The 16,238-nt window shown below is 51.9% G+C and carries 15 protein-coding genes and 1 tRNA gene; 7 read left to right on the forward strand and 9 right to left on the reverse strand.

The genetic code is table 11. The features are described from left to right. Positions 1-11: 11 nt before the first annotated feature. The 7 genes from WKT05_RS03095 (at position 12) to WKT05_RS03125 (ending at position 7,326) form a co-directional block, all read left to right on the forward strand. The gene (locus tag WKT05_RS03095) at positions 12-1,607 is read left to right on the forward strand and encodes a sugar ABC transporter ATP-binding protein (protein ID WP_215507819.1); all 1,596 of its coding nucleotides are present in this window, start codon (positions 12-14) and stop codon (positions 1,605-1,607) included. Then, positions 1,600-2,670, forward strand: coding sequence for an ABC transporter permease subunit (locus WKT05_RS03100; RefSeq protein WP_251374905.1), 1,071 nt, complete (start codon positions 1,600-1,602; stop codon positions 2,668-2,670). The genes WKT05_RS03095 and WKT05_RS03100 overlap by 8 nt, the downstream gene beginning before the upstream one ends. Continuing rightward, entirely contained in the window at positions 2,663-3,811 is a 1,149-nt protein-coding gene (locus tag WKT05_RS03105; RefSeq protein WP_215507821.1) for an ABC transporter permease subunit, read from the forward strand. Before WKT05_RS03100 ends, WKT05_RS03105 begins: the two co-directional genes overlap by 8 nt. Before the next feature lie 110 nt (positions 3,812-3,921). Next, entirely contained in the window at positions 3,922-4,674 is a 753-nt protein-coding gene (locus tag WKT05_RS03110; protein WP_340412863.1) for a formate/nitrite transporter family protein, read from the forward strand. A 128-nt stretch (positions 4,675-4,802) separates the two neighbouring features. Then, entirely contained in the window at positions 4,803-5,681 is an 879-nt protein-coding gene (locus WKT05_RS03115) for a radical SAM protein (protein WP_340412864.1), read from the forward strand. Beyond that, positions 5,681-7,024, forward strand: a complete 1,344-nt coding sequence (locus WKT05_RS03120) for an aminotransferase class I/II-fold pyridoxal phosphate-dependent enzyme (RefSeq protein ID WP_340412865.1) — start codon at positions 5,681-5,683, stop codon at positions 7,022-7,024. The genes WKT05_RS03115 and WKT05_RS03120 overlap by 1 nt, the downstream gene beginning before the upstream one ends. Next, positions 7,021-7,326, forward strand: a complete 306-nt coding sequence (locus WKT05_RS03125; RefSeq protein ID WP_340412866.1) for a hypothetical protein — start codon at positions 7,021-7,023, stop codon at positions 7,324-7,326. Before WKT05_RS03120 ends, WKT05_RS03125 begins: the two co-directional genes overlap by 4 nt. Before the next feature lie 209 nt (positions 7,327-7,535). On the opposite strand, the gene WKT05_RS03130 is transcribed toward WKT05_RS03125, so the two are convergent. The 9 genes from WKT05_RS03130 to pgeF form a co-directional block, all read right to left on the reverse strand. Further along, positions 7,536-8,582, reverse strand: a complete 1,047-nt coding sequence (locus WKT05_RS03130; RefSeq protein WP_340412867.1) for a DUF4179 domain-containing protein — start codon at positions 8,580-8,582, stop codon at positions 7,536-7,538. Then, on the reverse strand, positions 8,579-9,094 hold the full coding sequence (locus WKT05_RS03135; RefSeq protein ID WP_340412868.1) for a sigma-70 family RNA polymerase sigma factor: 516 nt from the start codon (positions 9,092-9,094) through the stop codon (positions 8,579-8,581). Before WKT05_RS03135 ends, WKT05_RS03130 begins: the two co-directional genes overlap by 4 nt. Positions 9,095-9,389: 295 nt before the next feature. After that, positions 9,390-11,762, reverse strand: a complete 2,373-nt coding sequence (locus WKT05_RS03140; protein ID WP_340412869.1) for a homocysteine S-methyltransferase family protein — start codon at positions 11,760-11,762, stop codon at positions 9,390-9,392. Beyond that, complete coding sequence (locus tag WKT05_RS03145; RefSeq protein WP_340412870.1) at positions 11,759-12,385, reverse strand: hypothetical protein; 627 nt, start codon at positions 12,383-12,385, stop codon at positions 11,759-11,761. The genes WKT05_RS03140 and WKT05_RS03145 overlap by 4 nt, the downstream gene beginning before the upstream one ends. Continuing rightward, positions 12,378-13,241 (reverse strand): methylenetetrahydrofolate reductase, encoded by an 864-nt coding sequence (locus tag WKT05_RS03150; protein ID WP_340412871.1) that lies wholly within the window; start codon positions 13,239-13,241, stop codon positions 12,378-12,380. The genes WKT05_RS03145 and WKT05_RS03150 overlap by 8 nt, the downstream gene beginning before the upstream one ends. A 107-nt stretch (positions 13,242-13,348) precedes the next feature. Beyond that, entirely contained in the window at positions 13,349-14,434 is a 1,086-nt protein-coding gene (locus tag WKT05_RS03155) for a glycosyltransferase (protein ID WP_340412872.1), read from the reverse strand. Then, positions 14,427-15,221 carry a glutamate racemase gene (murI, locus tag WKT05_RS03160; RefSeq protein WP_340412873.1) on the reverse strand — a complete coding sequence of 265 codons (795 nt, stop codon included), beginning with the start codon at positions 15,219-15,221 and terminating at the stop codon, positions 14,427-14,429. Before murI ends, WKT05_RS03155 begins: the two co-directional genes overlap by 8 nt. 119 nt (positions 15,222-15,340) lie before the next feature. Further along, positions 15,341-15,416, reverse strand: a tRNA-Ala gene (locus WKT05_RS03165). Between the two features lie 54 nt (positions 15,417-15,470). Further along, positions 15,471-16,196, reverse strand: coding sequence for a peptidoglycan editing factor PgeF (pgeF, locus tag WKT05_RS03170; protein WP_340412874.1), 726 nt, complete (start codon positions 16,194-16,196; stop codon positions 15,471-15,473). Positions 16,197-16,238 lie beyond the last annotated feature (42 nt).

Raw genomic sequence — 16,238 nt, forward strand, 5'->3', positions numbered from 1 at the left:
GGAGGTAAATTTTGGCTGAGAACATGATGGAGGTCCGACATGTCGAAAAGCGCTTTGGCGAAAACGTCGTATTAAAAGACGTAAGCTTCTCCTTAAAGCCCGGTGAAATCCTCGGGCTGGTCGGCGAAAACGGCGCAGGCAAATCGACCTTAATGAATATCATCTTCGGAATGGAAGTCATTCGGGAAACCGGAGGCTTCGACGGAGAAATCCTACTGAACGGCGAACCCATTGATTTTAAATCACCTATCGACGCCTTGGATGCGGGCATCGGCATGGTACACCAGGAATTTAACTTAATTCCCGGGTTCACCGCCGCCGAAAATATTACGTTTAATATGGAGCGCACCAAGCAATCGGTGATCTCCTCCATCTTCGGAAAAAAGTATGCCACCATTGACACGGAGGCAAACATCGCCCTCTCCGGCGAATCCCTCGATACCTTAGGCGTGAGCATCGACCCGAAAGGGATGGTCTCCGAAATGCCTGTAGGACATAAACAGTTTATCGAAATCGCGCGGGAAATTACCCGCGAAGACGTGAAGCTCATTATTATGGACGAGCCCACCGCCGTCTTAACCGAATCGGAAGCCGATCAACTGATGAAGGCCCTTCAACGGTTGTCGGACATGGGCATCGCCATTATCTTCATTACCCACCGTTTGCGTGAAATTCTGAGCATTTGCGATTCCATCGTCGTGCTTCGCGACGGAGAAATCGTGGAAAGCCGAAAGAACGAAGGCTTGAGCATCGACCAAATCGCTGCGTGGATGGTGGGCCGTGAAAACGGCATTCGCCCCGAAGGAAAAGACCCCAATCGGAAAGTGTCCGAAGAAGTGGCCCTGAGCATACGAAATTTGGCTGTGGATATGCCCGGCGAACAGGTTTACGACGTGAATCTCGACGTGCGGGAAGGGGAGATTCTTGGCATCGCCGGTCTCGCCGGCCAAGGCAAACTCGGCATCGCCAACGGCATCTTGGGCACCTATCCCGTATCCGGCTCCGTGGAATTTCACGGAAAGCCCCTGGCCCTCGGACACACCAATAAAATTTTAAAAAGCAAGATCGCCTTTGTCTCCGAAGACCGACGAGGCGTGGGCCTTTTATTAGACGAGCCCATTTACTGGAACATCTCCTTTAACGCCATGCAGGTTCAAAACAAGTTCATCAAACGGGTTTTGGGTATGCGGTTTAGAGATGAAGCGGAAATGAAACGGGTTTCCGACGAATACATTCAGTCCCTGGCCATTAAAACCACAGGTGGCCACCAAAAGGCGGGGAATCTCTCCGGGGGCAATCAACAAAAAGTCTGCTTGGCAAAGGCTTTGTGCATGGATCCGGAGCTTTTGTTTGTATCGGAACCGACGCGGGGCATCGATATCGGCGCCAAGGAATTGGTGTTAAACGCCCTTGAAAAGATTAATCGAGAAGAAGAGACGACCATCGTCATGATTTCTTCAGAATTAGAAGAATTGCGCAGCATTTGCGACCGTATCGCCGTCATTTGCGAAGGGCGCATTGCGGGCATCTTGCCTGCCACGGCAGATCCCGGCCAATTCGGCTTGTTAATGAGTGGTGAGAAAGTAGAGGTGGATACACGTGAATAAAACATGGATTCAACGAATCGGGCTGCCTCGACTGATCATCGGTCTATTCCTATTGGCCCTGTTTGCCGCGGCACCGGCCGCCGGCGTGTCTTTGGCGGATTCCATTCAAAACGTCTTGGCCCGGTTCGGCATGTTTTCTATTTTGGTACTGAGCTTGATTCCCATGGTGCAATCGGGCTGCGGGCTGAACTTCGGTTTGCCCATCGGCATCGTCGCCGGTATTTTAGGTGGCGTTACCAGCATTGAATTCGGCCTGACCGGATTCGCCGGCATCTTCTTGGGGATGCTTTTAGGTGCCTTGGTTGCCGTCGTCTTCGGCTGGGGCTATGGCGTCTTACTCAATAAAATCAAAGGCGACGAAATGTTGATCGCCACCTATGTGGGCTATTCCTTTACGGCCTTTATGTGCATGATCTATTTGATCCTGCCCTACAAAAATCCGGTCTCCGTATTGAGCTACGCCGGTAAAGGCCTTTCCCAACAAATTCCCGTCGCCGCCTACTGGATGCACAACACCGTCGATGCCGCAGGCACCAGAAGCTCCACCGGCGTCTTGACGGACTTCCTTAGCTTCCACATTTTCGGCGTGCGCATTCCCGTAGGGATGTATTTGATCTTCGCCGTCTTGGCCCTGGCCGTGTGGGCCTTCTTCCGCACGAAAACCGGTACGGCAATGACCGCCGTAGGATCCAATCCCGAATACGCCAGAGCCGGCGGCATCAACATTAACCGTATGCGTCTGTTCTCGGTTATTCTTTCCACCGTCATCGCCGCCGTGGGCATTATCGTCTATCAACAATCCTACGGATTTATTCAGCTTTATCAATCGCCCTTGTCCTTTACCTTCCAAACCGTGGCGGCCCTTTTAATCGGCGGCGCCAGTATTAACAAGGCAAATATTCCCAATGTCATCATCGGGACCTTCCTGTTCCAAGGGATTATTACCTTGACGCCGACGGTCATTAACGGGGCCATTAATATCGACGTGTCGGAAGTACTCAGATTGATCGTCACCAACGGTATGATCGTCTACGCATTGACCAGGAGGAACAATAATGAATAAGTCCTTTACATCAAAGCTGTCGCGATACGCGGTGCCGATTCTGTTTATTATCATCATCGCCATCGGCTTATGGATCGCCAGGCCGCCTTTAAGCTATGTCACTTCGGAAATCGGAAAGCGCATGGTGCGCAACACCTTCCTCGTCCTTTCTTTGATTATCCCCATTGTCGCCGGCATGGGCATTAACTTCGGTATCCCCTTGGGCGCCATGAGCGGCCAAATCGGTCTGATCTTTGCCCAAGACTGGGGCATTACAGGGCCGGCGGGCATTTTAGTCGCCGTGTTAATCGGTACGCCCATCGCCATTTTGCTGGGTAAATTCTCCGGCCACGTATTAAATCGTGCCAGAGGACGAGAAATGATTACCTCCATGATGCTCGCCTTCTTTATGCTGGGCGTGTACATGCTCTTTTTGCTCTATCTGTGCGGGTCTTTGGTGCCCATGCACAATCAGGCCATGATTTTGTCGAAAGGCTACGGGATCAAAAATTCCATCACCCTTACCTCGGGTCACGCCATCGACAACATCTTGCTTTACAACATTAATTTCCCCGTGTCGGCTACCCAAAGGGTAAACATCGACATTCCCGTGGTTACCATTTTAATCATCGCCTTGCTCTGCGCCTTTATCGTATGGTTTAAAAAGACCAAGCTGGGCCACGACATGAAGGCCGTCGGGATGGATCAAGTGATTTCCGGAAACGCCGGGATCTACTCCGACAAAGTGCGGGTACAATCCATCGTGATCTCCACCGTGCTCGCTTGCTACGGGCAAATTATCTATTTGCAAAACATCGGTACCCTGGCCACTTACGCCGGGCAAGACCAAGCGGCCCTTTATGCGGCAGCGTCGATTCTCGTCGGCGGCGCCAGCGTTATGCGGGCCACCATTCCCAATGCCGTCATCGGAACCATGTTGTTCCACTTAATGTTTATTATTCTGCCTCAAGCCGGACGTATCTTAACCGGCGATGCCATGATGGGTGAGTACTTCCGTACCTTCATCTCCTACGGTGTCGTTACCGTAGCCTTGATTATGCACGCCTACAATCGCATCAAACAAGCGGAAGAAGCGCGTCAGGAAAACAAGCGACAGGCATTAGGTGAAGGAGAGGATTCCTCCCCGACGCCTGCATCTTAAATAAAGTTGCTTCGCCGAAGAGGCGAGAAAAGGGCGCCCGGTGCGCTCTTTTTTCTTAACCGCGTATCTGCAAAAACGCGGCGATAGGATGTATTTGCGGGAGGTGTTTTATGTTTCGAAAAGAAGTAGAAAGCGTCGCTCAGGCGGCGGCGGACAAGGTTCGTTTTTTAAATGAAAACCCCACAGGTTATTTCGCCTCGTCTCTCATGGCGGGGATGTTTATCGGTTTCGGTATTTTGCTTTCCTTTACCATCGGCGCCATGGGCTCCATGCCTCTTATGAAACTTTTCATGGGCATGTCCTTCGCCTGTGCCTTAAGCTTGGTCATTATGGCGGGGGCGGAGCTTTTTACGGGTAACAACATGGTCATGGCCACGGGCTTTATGGAAAAAACGGTCTCGGCCAAAGATGTGTTGAAACTTTGGGTGATCTGTTACGTGGGCAATTGGCTCGGGAGCATTCTCCTCGCCTGGATCTTTGCCCACACGGGCCTTATGACCGAGGCCTTTTGTGCCGCCGTGGCACCGGTGGCGGCGGCGAAGGTGAGCATTCCCTTCGGCGCGTTGCTTTTGCGGGCCATATTATGTAATATGCTGGTCTGCCTCGCCGTGTGGTGCTCCATAAAAATGACCTCGGAGACGGGGAAACTCATCATGATCTTCTGGATCATCGTCATCTTTTTTACGGCGGGCTTCGAACACTCCGTTGCCAATATGGTGCTTTTATCCCTGGATTTTATGGCGCCGGGGACGGCCATGACCATGGGAAGCTATTTTTACAATATTTTAACGGCAACCTTGGGCAATATGATCGGCGGAATTTTCTTCGTCGCCGTGCCCTACGCCCTTATGGCAAAGAAATAATTTTACGCCATGAAATAGAGAAGCGATCGGCATCCGGTCGCTTTTTCCTTGTTTTCATGCTTTCCACGGCCTTTCATGGTATAGTTAAGTAGACAACAGTCAAGTTCAGAAACAGAAAGGAAGATTTTATGCACTACACAGGACAAACATTTCGCCCGCCGAGAGAGGCCTACAGCCCGCTTTTGGAAGTGACGGTGGGTTGTTCCCACAATGAATGCACCTACTGTGCCATGTATAAGGACGTAAGTTTCAGAAAGGCGCCGAAGGAACAGGTCATCGCAGATCTCCAAGAGCTTTCGCCCTATGCCGATCGGCTGGATCGCATCTTTCTTTTAAACGGCGACCCCTTTATTTTAGATACGGCCTATCTTTTAGAAATCGCCGATTGGATTTACGAGTACCTGCCCAATATCGAGACCATTACCTGCTATGCGTCGATTTTCGATATAAAAAATAAAAGTGTGGAGGATTTGAAGCGGCTGAGAAAGGCCGGCTACAATCAATTGTACATCGGCATCGAAACCGCCCACGATCCCACCTTAAAGCGCATTAAAAAAGGCTGCACCCAAGAAGACGAGTACCGCGAGCTGGCCAAGCTTGAAGAAGCCGGCATCGACTGGATCTGCATGGTGATGTCCGGCATTGCCGGGAAAGAAGACAGCTTTGCCCATGCCGAGGAAACGGCGGCACTTTTAAACAAGCATCAGCCCTTGAGCGTCTCGCCCCTGACCACCTCGGTGCACGCGGGCACGGAGCTTGCGGCAGAAGTGGCGCGAGGGGAATTCGTGCCCTTGACGGAAGGGGACATTCTTCTCGAGGAAATCCACCTTCTGGAGCACTTGGATCTCAACCCACGGGCACTGTTTTTCGGCGTCCACGCCTACAACACGGCGCCGGTCATCGGCCGCTTCTCTGAAAAAGAAGAGATGCTCAGAAAGCTTCGGGCGGTCTACGACAGCATGACGGAAGAGCAGAAAAACGCGCGGCTGCAACGCTACGGTTATTAATGAAAAGGCCGTTATATCAAGCCGTAAAAGGCCTTCGCGGCGGGGTGAATTTCGCCATGCCCGGGCATAGGGGCCGCGTGGCTTTCGATTTCGACTTCAAGGACGACTGGACAGAGGTCACCGGGGCGGACAATCTTTTAAATCCCACGGAGGCCATTGCCGAGGCCCAAGCTGAAATCGCCGCGGCTTACGGCGTGAAAAAAAGCGTCATCGTCCCGGCGGGATCCACCACAGGGATCAAGCTGGCCCTTTACCTTGCCGCGAAGCCCGGGGAGACGATTTTGATTCAGCGCAATTCCCACCAGTCCCTCTTTCACGGGGCGGTGGCGCTGGATCTCCGTCTGTCTTATTTGCCGGCACCGGTGGATGAGGCCACGGGGCTTTTTTCCGGCGTGGATCCCGAGGACGTGGCTAGGGCCTTGGACGCGGATCCGTCGATTTCCGCCGTATTTTTGACGAGTCCCGATTATTTCGGCGGGGGACTTATGATAAAAGAAATCGCAGACATCGTCCACGCCCGAAACAAAATCCTCATCGTGGATGAGGCCCACGGCGCTCACTGGGCCTTTACGCCCCTTGCGGAGAAGAGCGCCGTTCGCCATGCCGACTACACGGTGCAGTCGTTGCACAAGACCATGGCGGCCCTTACCGGAGCGGCGCTTTTGCACATAAATAGCCATGTGGAGGAGGAGACGCTTTTAAAGGGCATGGGCCTTTTTCTTTCCACCTCGCCGTCCTATTTGCTCATGCTTTCCTCGGAATACGCCGTGGCGGCGGGGAAGGACATGGATTGGCAGAAGCTTCTCTGCCATCGTGCGCGGATCGAAAGCCGCCTGCCGCAAATCACTGTCGTCAAGGCGCGGGGGCCCTTTGTGGCCTGCACGGATCCCATGAAATTTCTCTTCCACCTGCCCGGCTACCGCGGCGACGACGTGGTATCTCTTTTGGCGGAGAAGGACATTTATCTTGAAATGGGCGACGACTATTATGCCCTGGCCATTTTGTCGCCCTATCACACAGACGAGGATGTGGATCGATTGATTCGTGCCATCGCATCCTTGCCGAAGAAAGAAGAGAGGACAGGCGTCGAGAAGGGTATATATCCGAAAACGGAAGCGGTTTTTCCGCCGCGGGCGGCTTTCTTTATGGAGACGGAATCTGTGGCCATCGGCGAATCCGAAGGCCGAGTGGCGGCACAAAACATCACGCCCTATCCGCCGGGCATTCCCATCGTCACCTACGGAGAGCGAATCACTGAAGAGGTTATGGCGGCCATTTCAGAAAGAGAAGACAGCATCGGCTTTGAAGACGGAAAAATCACGGTCATTAAGGAGGCATTATGAAGTATTATCTCGTCGAAGGCAAGTTCAAGACCTTTAACTTTTCACTTTACGATGACGAAAACAAGGCGCTGAAGGAAGAATTCCATGACTTTTTACAAGCGGGCATGGATCGAGGGGATTTCCTCATGTTCGGCGATAAGGCCCACGGCTTTCTCGGCTTGGTTAGAGGCAATCACTTAGATGAAGTGTTGTCGGAATTCGAAAACGACCCGCTGACACTGGCCGATGTGGTGGAATACCGCATCGTCGAAATCGAAGATGCCATCCTCAGCAACCATCCGGAGAAATTTTTAGAAAAATAAACAAGCAAAAAGCGAGCACACTAGGCTCGCTTTGGACGCAAGACAAGCGATCAACACCATTAGGTGTTTATCTTCTTATGTGCGTTCCTGTATGAAAAATGCCGAAGTCCAAAGGGGCTTCGGCATTTTTTGCGATTAAAAGGCTCATGATCGTTAATGTGATTTATTTTTATACGATCAAAAACGTTCATTTTACGAAAAGGCAGGATTCATTTGCTTGGAGACAAATTAAAGGTAAATTCGTCGCCTATCGCCCGTTCCCCATCGGATTCTTTCCCGCTACGGTTTGAAAGTTCCGCTTTGTATAATTGACAGTTCAATGATGTGATGTCGTTTAACAATTCATCGGCAGTGACTTCGCTGGTAACCGGTGAGAAGTAGAGGGTCGACGTGTTTTCATCTGCTTCGATCGTTTCAAAATAAACCAAGCGACCTTTGGAATCTCTCGCCTTCACTGAAAAAATAGTGTCCTTCGCCGATGGCGGATAGGTGAGTATCATTTTTTGTGAAGCCGGGCTCATGGTGAATTCTTTAATCATAATCCCATTTGAATTCGGTACGGCAAAATCTTTTGCGATGATCCTTTTCTCCATTTTCATCTTCGCCATATCCACATGGGTAGTAATAGAAATTTTTTTGCTGTTGCCTAAAAGCGTGTCAAAGATAAACTCCAGCTGTGCCGTGCCTTCCTTCGGTAGGGGACTTTCCAAGGAATATATTAAAGATGTGGCGGTTACATTGGGCTTGCCCGGCAAATTTCCTTCCTGGCCGCTTGAGCCGAGGACGCTGACTTTTTTTCCGTTTACTTTAAGCTCCGCTAAGTTGGCACCCTCCGACAGCTTTTCACCTGGACCATTGAAGCTCAAAAGCACGGCGTAGAGATTATTGTCCTCTGTCGTGATGGTATCCAAAACATATTTTTTGCCGTCGATTTCGAAGGGTTCATGTAATTTGACGCTATACTTGTCTACATCGGCTGAAAGACCCATTGCACTCGACAAACTCAGTGTGATGTTGTCCGTGATCTCTCTCGTCTTTGCCAAAACATAGCCGTCGGATGCATAGTTCGTAACGCCAAAGGCCAATAGCAATATGGCCGCGATCGCTCCTGTTTTTCTGACGAAAAGTTGCCTCTTGTTGTTGCGTTTCAATTTCTTCACCACCTTTTTGAGATTTTCTCTTTCAAAATCTTTGAGAGGAACCTCTTCGTATTCTATTTTCATATCGTTCAATCGATCGTAGAGATTATCTTTCATACATTTTCACCTCTCCATCTTCTTAAAAGCTTCCTCGCCCTGCTAACCTTTTGATAGGCATTTTCCGTGGAAATATGTTGCTCCGATGCCGCCTCGCCATAGGAAAGCCCGCGAATAAAAATATTTTCAAAGAGTTTTTTATCCTCATCGTTTAAGGCGGATAGAATCTCTTGTATTTCTAAATTGGAATGGACGTCGGAATCTTTTGACGCGGAATTTTCGTCGAGAAGAATAGCTTCAAATTTGCTTTCTCTTCGGAGCAAATCGATGGCTTTGTATTTTGAAACCGCAGCACACCAATTTTTAAAAGACGATCTCGACGAATCAAAATAGTCGATATTTTGCCAGATACTTAGAAGAGAATCATTCATCGCCTCGTCCCAAAGGCTCGGGTATTTCCAAAGTGTTTTTGAAATAACGCCTTTTAACACTTTCCCATATAATTCGATGACGACGTACAACGCGTCTTCATCTCTGTTCTTCAGCCTTTTTATCAATTCTTTAGTCTCCATATTTCCTCCTTTCACTAGTATATTCGTGCCGGGGTTCATAGTTCTGACAATTTTTTCAGGGGCTTCTTATTAAAATAAGGCGAGCTTCACTTATTCCCGATTGCAGACAAATACCGTCTTTAGTCGAATTTATCTTTTTTTTATGGCGCGGAATCAGCCGACAGTTTTTAATCGTTGACGATTTAGCGTTTAAGTAGATTTGAGGCCATAAAAAAGGAAAGGTGAATCATGTGATTCTCCTTTCCTTACCCATCGCTTCGAAGCGAGCACAGGCTCGCTTTTTCTATGTTGTAATTTACTTGTCTTCAAAAAATGTTTCCGCAAAGCGCACGGAAGCCATGGCGTCTTTGCAATAAACGTGGGCACCGATTTCTTGGGCATAGTCTTCCGTTAAGACGGCGCCGCCGACCATAACCTTTGTGTCGGGGGCTTGTTTTTTCAGAAGGTCGATGGTCTCTTCCATAAAGGGCACCGTGGTGGTCATGAGAGCGGAGAGGCCCACGAGGGGAATGTGCTCTTCTTTCACCGCCGCCACGATTTTTTCCGGCGAGACATCTTTTCCCAAGTCCAAGATATCGAAGCCGTAGTTTTCCAAAAGGGCCTTCACGATGTTTTTTCCGATGTCGTGAATGTCGCCTTTCACCGTGGCCACGAGAATGCGGCCTTTGTTTTCGGCCACATTGCCTTCTTCGTCCATTTTGGCGCGGATCACCGTAAAGGCCGCGGCGGCGGCATCGGCGGCGCGAAGGAGCTGGGGCAGGAAGAGGGTCTTTTCCTCAAAGCCTCGGCCCACTTTGTCCAGAGAGGGAACCAAGTAGCCGTTAATAATGTCGATGGGGCTGTGATCGGAAAGAAGGGCCACGGTCATGTCCTTGGCATCTTTGCTCAGGCCCTTTTCGATGGCGTAGGAAAGATCCCGGTCGCCGGCGTGAGCCGCGGTTTTTTCTTCTTCCGTAAAGGCGGCGATGAAATCGCTGAAATCCGGATCGCAGCCTAAAAGGGCCATGGAGGATTTGTAGGCCTTTTGCATAAGGGCCGAGGAGGGATTCACGATCCCTGCACTGAGCCCGGCGGAAAGGCACATGGCGTAGAAATTGCTGTTAATGAGCTCCCGATTGGGCAGGCCGAAGGAAATATTGGACACGCCCAAGGTGGAGTGAAGGCCGCGGGCTTTCAAACGGCGCAAGGTTTCGAGAACCACGACGGCGCCGTCTTTTTGGCTGGAGATGGTCATGGCCAAGGGGTCGAAAAGAAACGCTTCGGGCCCCAGGCCGTAGAGGGCGCCTTCTTCGAGGATGGCATCCACGATGGCCATGCGCTTTTCCACCGTTTTCGGTATGCCCTCGTCGTCTAAGAGAAGGGCCACGCAAAGTCCGCCGTATTTTTTCGCCACGGGAAAGACGGCGTCCATGGTGGATTTTTTGCCGCTCACGGAATTAAGTAAGGGCCGGCCGTTGTAGATGCGGGCGGCAGCTTCCATGGCATCGGGGTTGCTGGTGTCGATGGCCAGTGGCAGATCGCACACCCCTTGCAGGGCGCGGATAATTTCCGGCAGCACCGCCACTTCGTCAAGGCCGGGCACGCCCACATTGACGTCCAAGACGTGGGCGCCGTCTTCTTCCTCTTCCAAGGCGATGGCCAGCACCGCCGAGGTGTGGCGATCCTTCAGGGCCTGCTGAAGGTATTTTTTTCCCGTGGGATTGAGCCGCTCGCCGATCATCACCGGCTTTTCGTCGAAGTCCACGACATGGGTGTAGGAGCTTACGGCAGATCGGGGGCGCCCCTTCGGCGGGGTGACCTCAATGGCGCGGGTTTTCTCCACGGTTTTTTCGATGTAGGCGGGAAGGGTGCCGCAGCAGCCGCCGAGTACGCCCACGCCCATCTCCGCAAACTGAATCATGTAATCGGAAAAGGCCTCGGCGTCGATGTCGTAGGTGGTTTTTCCGTCTTTTATGCTCGGCAGACCGGCATTGGGGCTCACGATGACGGGGATGGTGGCGAGGGACGTCATTTTTTCCATAAGGGGCAGGGTTTGCACCGGGCCGAAGGAGCAGTTCATGCCGATGGCATCGGCACCTAAGGCTGTGGTCATTTCCACAAAGGCGTCCATGTCGCAGCCCGTTAAGAGGCGTCCGTCTTCCTGAAAGGCGGCGGTGACGAAGACGGGAAGATCCGAATTTTCTTTGGCGGCGAGTAGGGCCGCTTTAATCTCGTAGGTATCGGACATGGTCTCGATGGTAATTAAATCCGCCCCGGCCGCGGCACCGGCCAAGACGATTTCCTTAAAACAATCGTAGGCGTCTTCAAAGGGCACATCCCCCAAAGGCGCCAGAATTTTTCCCAAGGGTCCGATGTCCAGAGACACGTAGCCGTGGCCTTCCAGATTCACGGCGGCTTTTCCGTTGGCCACGGCGGCAGCCACCACCGTTTCGACGGACACGTGGTCATCCGAAAACTTAAAGCGGTTGGCGCCGAAGGTATTGGTGAGGATAATGTCCGCGCCGCTTTTTAAATAGGCTCGGTGCATATCAACGATGACTTCGGGTGCGTCGATGTTTAAAATCTCCGGCAGGGCCCCGGCCTCCAAGCCCTGTGCCTGTAAGTAGGTGCCGCAGGCGCCGTCGTAGTAGAGGCGGCCCTTTTTTAATGAATCCAATAGGGATGTCATAGATTCCTCCGATCCAAACCCATAAGGGCGGTAATAGTTTTTGTCGGGACGAGCATATTGCCTTCTGTCAGGGCGATATGCATTTTTTTATCCGCCTGCAAACTGCGAATCAAGGGCCACTGAAATTCCAAACCGAAATCGGCGAAGCCGGGGGAGAAGCGGGGATGGCCAAAAAAGCCCTGTTGCGCCGCTTCGTCCCGCACTTGGGCGCAGTAGTGATTGGCGTAACTTTCTAAGTACTCGCAGCAGCAGGCGTCGGTAATAAAAGCGTCGGCCTTCGATGTAATAAGCAGGCGGCTGATCAGCCGGTCCACGGCGGGGCCCAAGGTCATGGCGAAGAGAAGGGCGTATTCGCTGGTCTTCATATTCTTTTGAAGCATTTCACTTTCAGTAGAAAAGTCGCCGAAGACGATGGCGCCGTCTTGTTTCGTTATGGGACGAAGGGAAGCCACGGCGCGTACATCCACCGTGTCTTTGAGGCGCAACAAATTCCGCTCCACATCGGCGGAGGTGGCATCGTCGGGGGAATTTCCCTCCAGGCGCAGGTAGCGGTATATTTCTCTGCGCCGTAAATCCTCGAGATCGAGGGCGGGCACGTCGTGAATGGACGCCAGATCAAGCATGGAAAAGGCGGCCTAAATCGCGGACGATCCGCTCCGGAATGGCCGGCTTATTCATGGTGTAGACGTGAATACCGCTGACGCCTGCAGCCACGAGATCCGCCATTTGACTTTCGGAATAGGTTAGCCCCGCATCGAACATGGCGTCGGGATTGTCTTTAAAGCGATCCACCATGCGCAAGAGGGGATCGGGCAGGGCGGCATCGCTTAAATCCTTGATGCGGCGCACTTGCCCGGCGCTTGTAATGGGCATAATGCCGGCTAAAATAGGCACGTCGATGCCTATGGCGTGGGCCTTTTCCAAAAAGCGGTAAAAGACCTCGTTGTCGAAGAACATTTGCGTGGTTAAAAAGTCCACGCCCATGTCCACCTTTTCCTTTAACTGACGCAGTTCTTCGTCCATGGAAAGGGCGGGGTCGTTGCCCTCGGGGAAGCAGGCGGCGCCGATGGTAAAATCGCCGCGTTCGCGGAAGTATTCCACCATGTCTTTGGCATAGGGCAAGTAAGCGTCCTCGCCCAGCTCCCGGGCGGAGTCGCCGCCTAAGACGAGAATGTTCTTTACTTTGTTTGCCGTGAGTTCGTCGTAAATGGCGGGAAGCTCCGTTTTCGGAATGCCCGAGCAGGTCAGGTGTGCGATGGAGGGAATTCCCATCACTTCACTGACGGCATTTGAAATTTGAATGGTTTGATCGCCGCCGCTGCCGTCGGCCTTAAAGGTGACGGACATAAAGTCGGGCTCGTAGGCCGCCATGCGCGCAGCTGAGGCCATAACGGCCTTCAAAGACATTCGTTGATTCGGGGGAAAGATTTCAAATGAGAGTCGTGTGTGATTGGGTGAAAAAAATTCTTTAATGTGCATAAATTACCTCCAAAAGTAATTTTCACATTATAACACAGAAAGCACGTCGCGCAATAGCGTTTCGTGAATGGTGAGACATATTTCACGCGAAAGGCCGGCGACGTGCTTTATTTTTTCTTGGCGAAGATATAAAAATGTTGGACAAGATAACTGATGACGAATACGGTAATTTCCACGCAGAGTTTCGCTGCCGTGGCTTGAAGGCCTAAGACATGGCCGTAGAAACTTAAGAGCAGGCTGTTTGCCGCAAGAAGGAGGGCGACGAGGGCGGCGTACTGCAAGAAATCTTCGATTAAGGGATCGTTGGATTCAAAGACGTAATTGCGGTTTAAGTAGAAATTTAAATTGGCGCTGATGAGCCGAGCCGCCACATTGGGAATGGTCAGAGCATAGGGGATATTGAAAGGGCGGGCAAGGTAATAAAATAAATTAAAAAGCAGAAAGTCCAGGGTGAAGCTAATGATGCCGCTAATTGTAAAGAGCACGGCTTCTCCGTTATCCAAGAGGCTGCGAAAGATCCGCGCCGAATCTTTCACGGCATCGTAGTGGGATGTGGAGTTTTCCTTGTCCCTGTAAATGGTTTCGATGGGCACCTGCACCAGGGGATAGGGGCTTTTCGCCCAGTCCATGAGCTGGCGCATTTCGTATTCGTAGCGCTCGCCCTTCGTGGCAAGGAGCAGATCCAAATGCTCGGTGCTGAAGGCTCGAAGGCCCGTTTGGGTGTCGTCCAAATCCTTGATGCCGGAAAGGTAGCCGAAAAATTTCGCCGTGAGGCGATTGCCGACGCGGGAGCGTAGGGGCGTGTTCTCGGGAAAATCCCGCACGCCCAATACGAGGGCGTTCGGATTTTCGTGTACCGCCTTGAGAATGCGCAGGGTATCTTCGGGGCTGTGCTGGCCGTCGGCATCGGCGGTAACGATAAATTCCACATCGGGCATGGAAGAGGCGATCTTTTCCATGGCATACTTCATGGCGTAGCCCTTGCCTCGATTGGTTTCGTAAGATAGAAGCGTGACCTCGTCGGGTAGTTGATCGAAGAGAGGTTTAAAGGCCTCGCCGCTTCCGTCGTCAACGACGAGCACCTGAAGCTTTTTGGCGAGAAGGGCCTTTGCAAATGAAAGAAGGCTTTCGTCGGGCTCGTAGGCGGGAATTAAAACCAGATCCCGATTGGATTCAAAGACGCGATCAGTCATTGTCTGTGCCCGGGGAAATAAATTCGATTTTCATGGGCACCGTGCGGCGCAAAAATGCCGCCGTGTCCTCTGTTAGTTTGCCTGTAAAAGCCATTTGCAATTTCCCCTCTCCTTCCTTTTTAATGTTTCCGCCCAGTTTTCGCATGAGCTGGCGCACCGTGGCGCCGTTGCCGTCTAAAATTTCCATGTGGGCGGGTAGCAGTTCGCGGAAAAGATCCCGATACCAAATAAAATGGGTGCAGCCCAAGACCAAGGCGCCGTATTCTTCCAATGGATAGGAGGCGAGAATGGTTTCCATGTCGTAGCGCACGGCGTCGGTGTTAAACTCCAGCCGCTCGGCGAAATCCACCAAATTCGGCAGAGGCAGAATGTCTACCAGGCGGTCGTCGTCGAATTTTTCGACGAGGCGGCGCAGGCGGGCGCTCTTTCCCGTGCCCTCCGTGGAAAGCACCAGGATCCGCTTTAGGTCCACATCGTGTTCGATGGCGGGCTTAACGGCGGGCTCCATGCCTACAATGGGCAGGGTGTATTTCTCCCTCAGGTAATCGGCGGATGTGACCGTGGCCGTGTTGCAGGCGAGGAGTACGGCTTTCGGCGAATAGGGGCGTGTGGCCTCCATCATGTGATCCAAATAGCCGCGAATTTCTTCGGCATCCTTCGGGCCGTAGGGCACGTGGGCCGTGTCCCCGTAATAAATAAAGTGCTCCGAGGGCATGGCGCGAATCGCTTCTAAAAGCGCCGTGACGCCGCCGAGGCCGGAGTCGAAAATAACAATTGAATCCCCCATAAGTCACATCCTTTCTTAAAATATTATAACAGATGACCGAGCGCAGTTTGCGAAAGGGCCCTTTCATATGTCAAAGTTTCGTTAAAAGGGCATAAAAAAAGTCGCCCTGTAGGCGACTGTGGTGGAGATGAGGAGAATCGAACTCCTTACCTCTTGAATGCCATTCAAGCGCTCTCCCAAGTGAGCTACACCCCCGCAATTGAGTTCTTGATTAGTATACGGGGATGTAAGAAAAATGTCAAGCCCTTTTTAAAGAAGAATCGAAAATAAAGCATTGCTCCCGAAATCCGGCGCGTCCCGGCGAAACGAATGGTAGCGGGAATCGGTGAGGGTATCGGCGGGATCGATGTCGATGTTTTCTGCCAAGACGCCGACTTCACGAAGCATGCGGGCGTTGGTTTGTTTCATGTCGATAAAGTCGTGGGTTGCATCGTCAGGAGAGATGACATCACTTGCAAAAGCAAATGCCGCTCGCCAAAGGGCGCTTACTTCCTTGCCCACCTGAAAGCTTTCGGGACCGATGCAGGGCCCGATAAAGACCAAGACATCCTTCGGGTCCGTGCCGTAATGCTCCATCATGGCAGAGAGGGCCTTCGCCGGCAATTTCTGTACCGTGGAGCGCCAGCCCGCGTGAATGGAGGCCATGGCGGCCTTCGCCGGGTCGTAAAGGAGCACCGGCGTGCAGTCGGAAATGCGTGTAACGAGAGCCAGGTGCTTTTGATTTGTAATCATGGCGTCGGTATCAGCTACAATGCGGTAGCCGAAGTAATCGTCGCCGCGGCGGGCACCGTCGATGAGGGCCACGTGATCGGAGTGGGTTTGGTTCATATAATACACGTCCATTGCTTCGACGCCGAGGTCGTGAAGAAAACGGGCGGTGTCTTTTTTGAAGTGATCTTCGCCTAATGCGGCGCGAAAATCGTAGGGCTTTTTCGATACAGCAAAGCGTATCCCTTTAGAATCTCTGAGTAACACAGTTTATCCGCCTTTCCATCTTTCTTTCCATTGGTTATAATG

Origin of the sequence: Peptoniphilus sp. HCN-40583, from assembly GCF_037892835.1 — a bacterium.
GTDB lineage: Bacteria > Bacillota > Clostridia > Tissierellales > Peptoniphilaceae > Aedoeadaptatus > Aedoeadaptatus rachelemmaiella.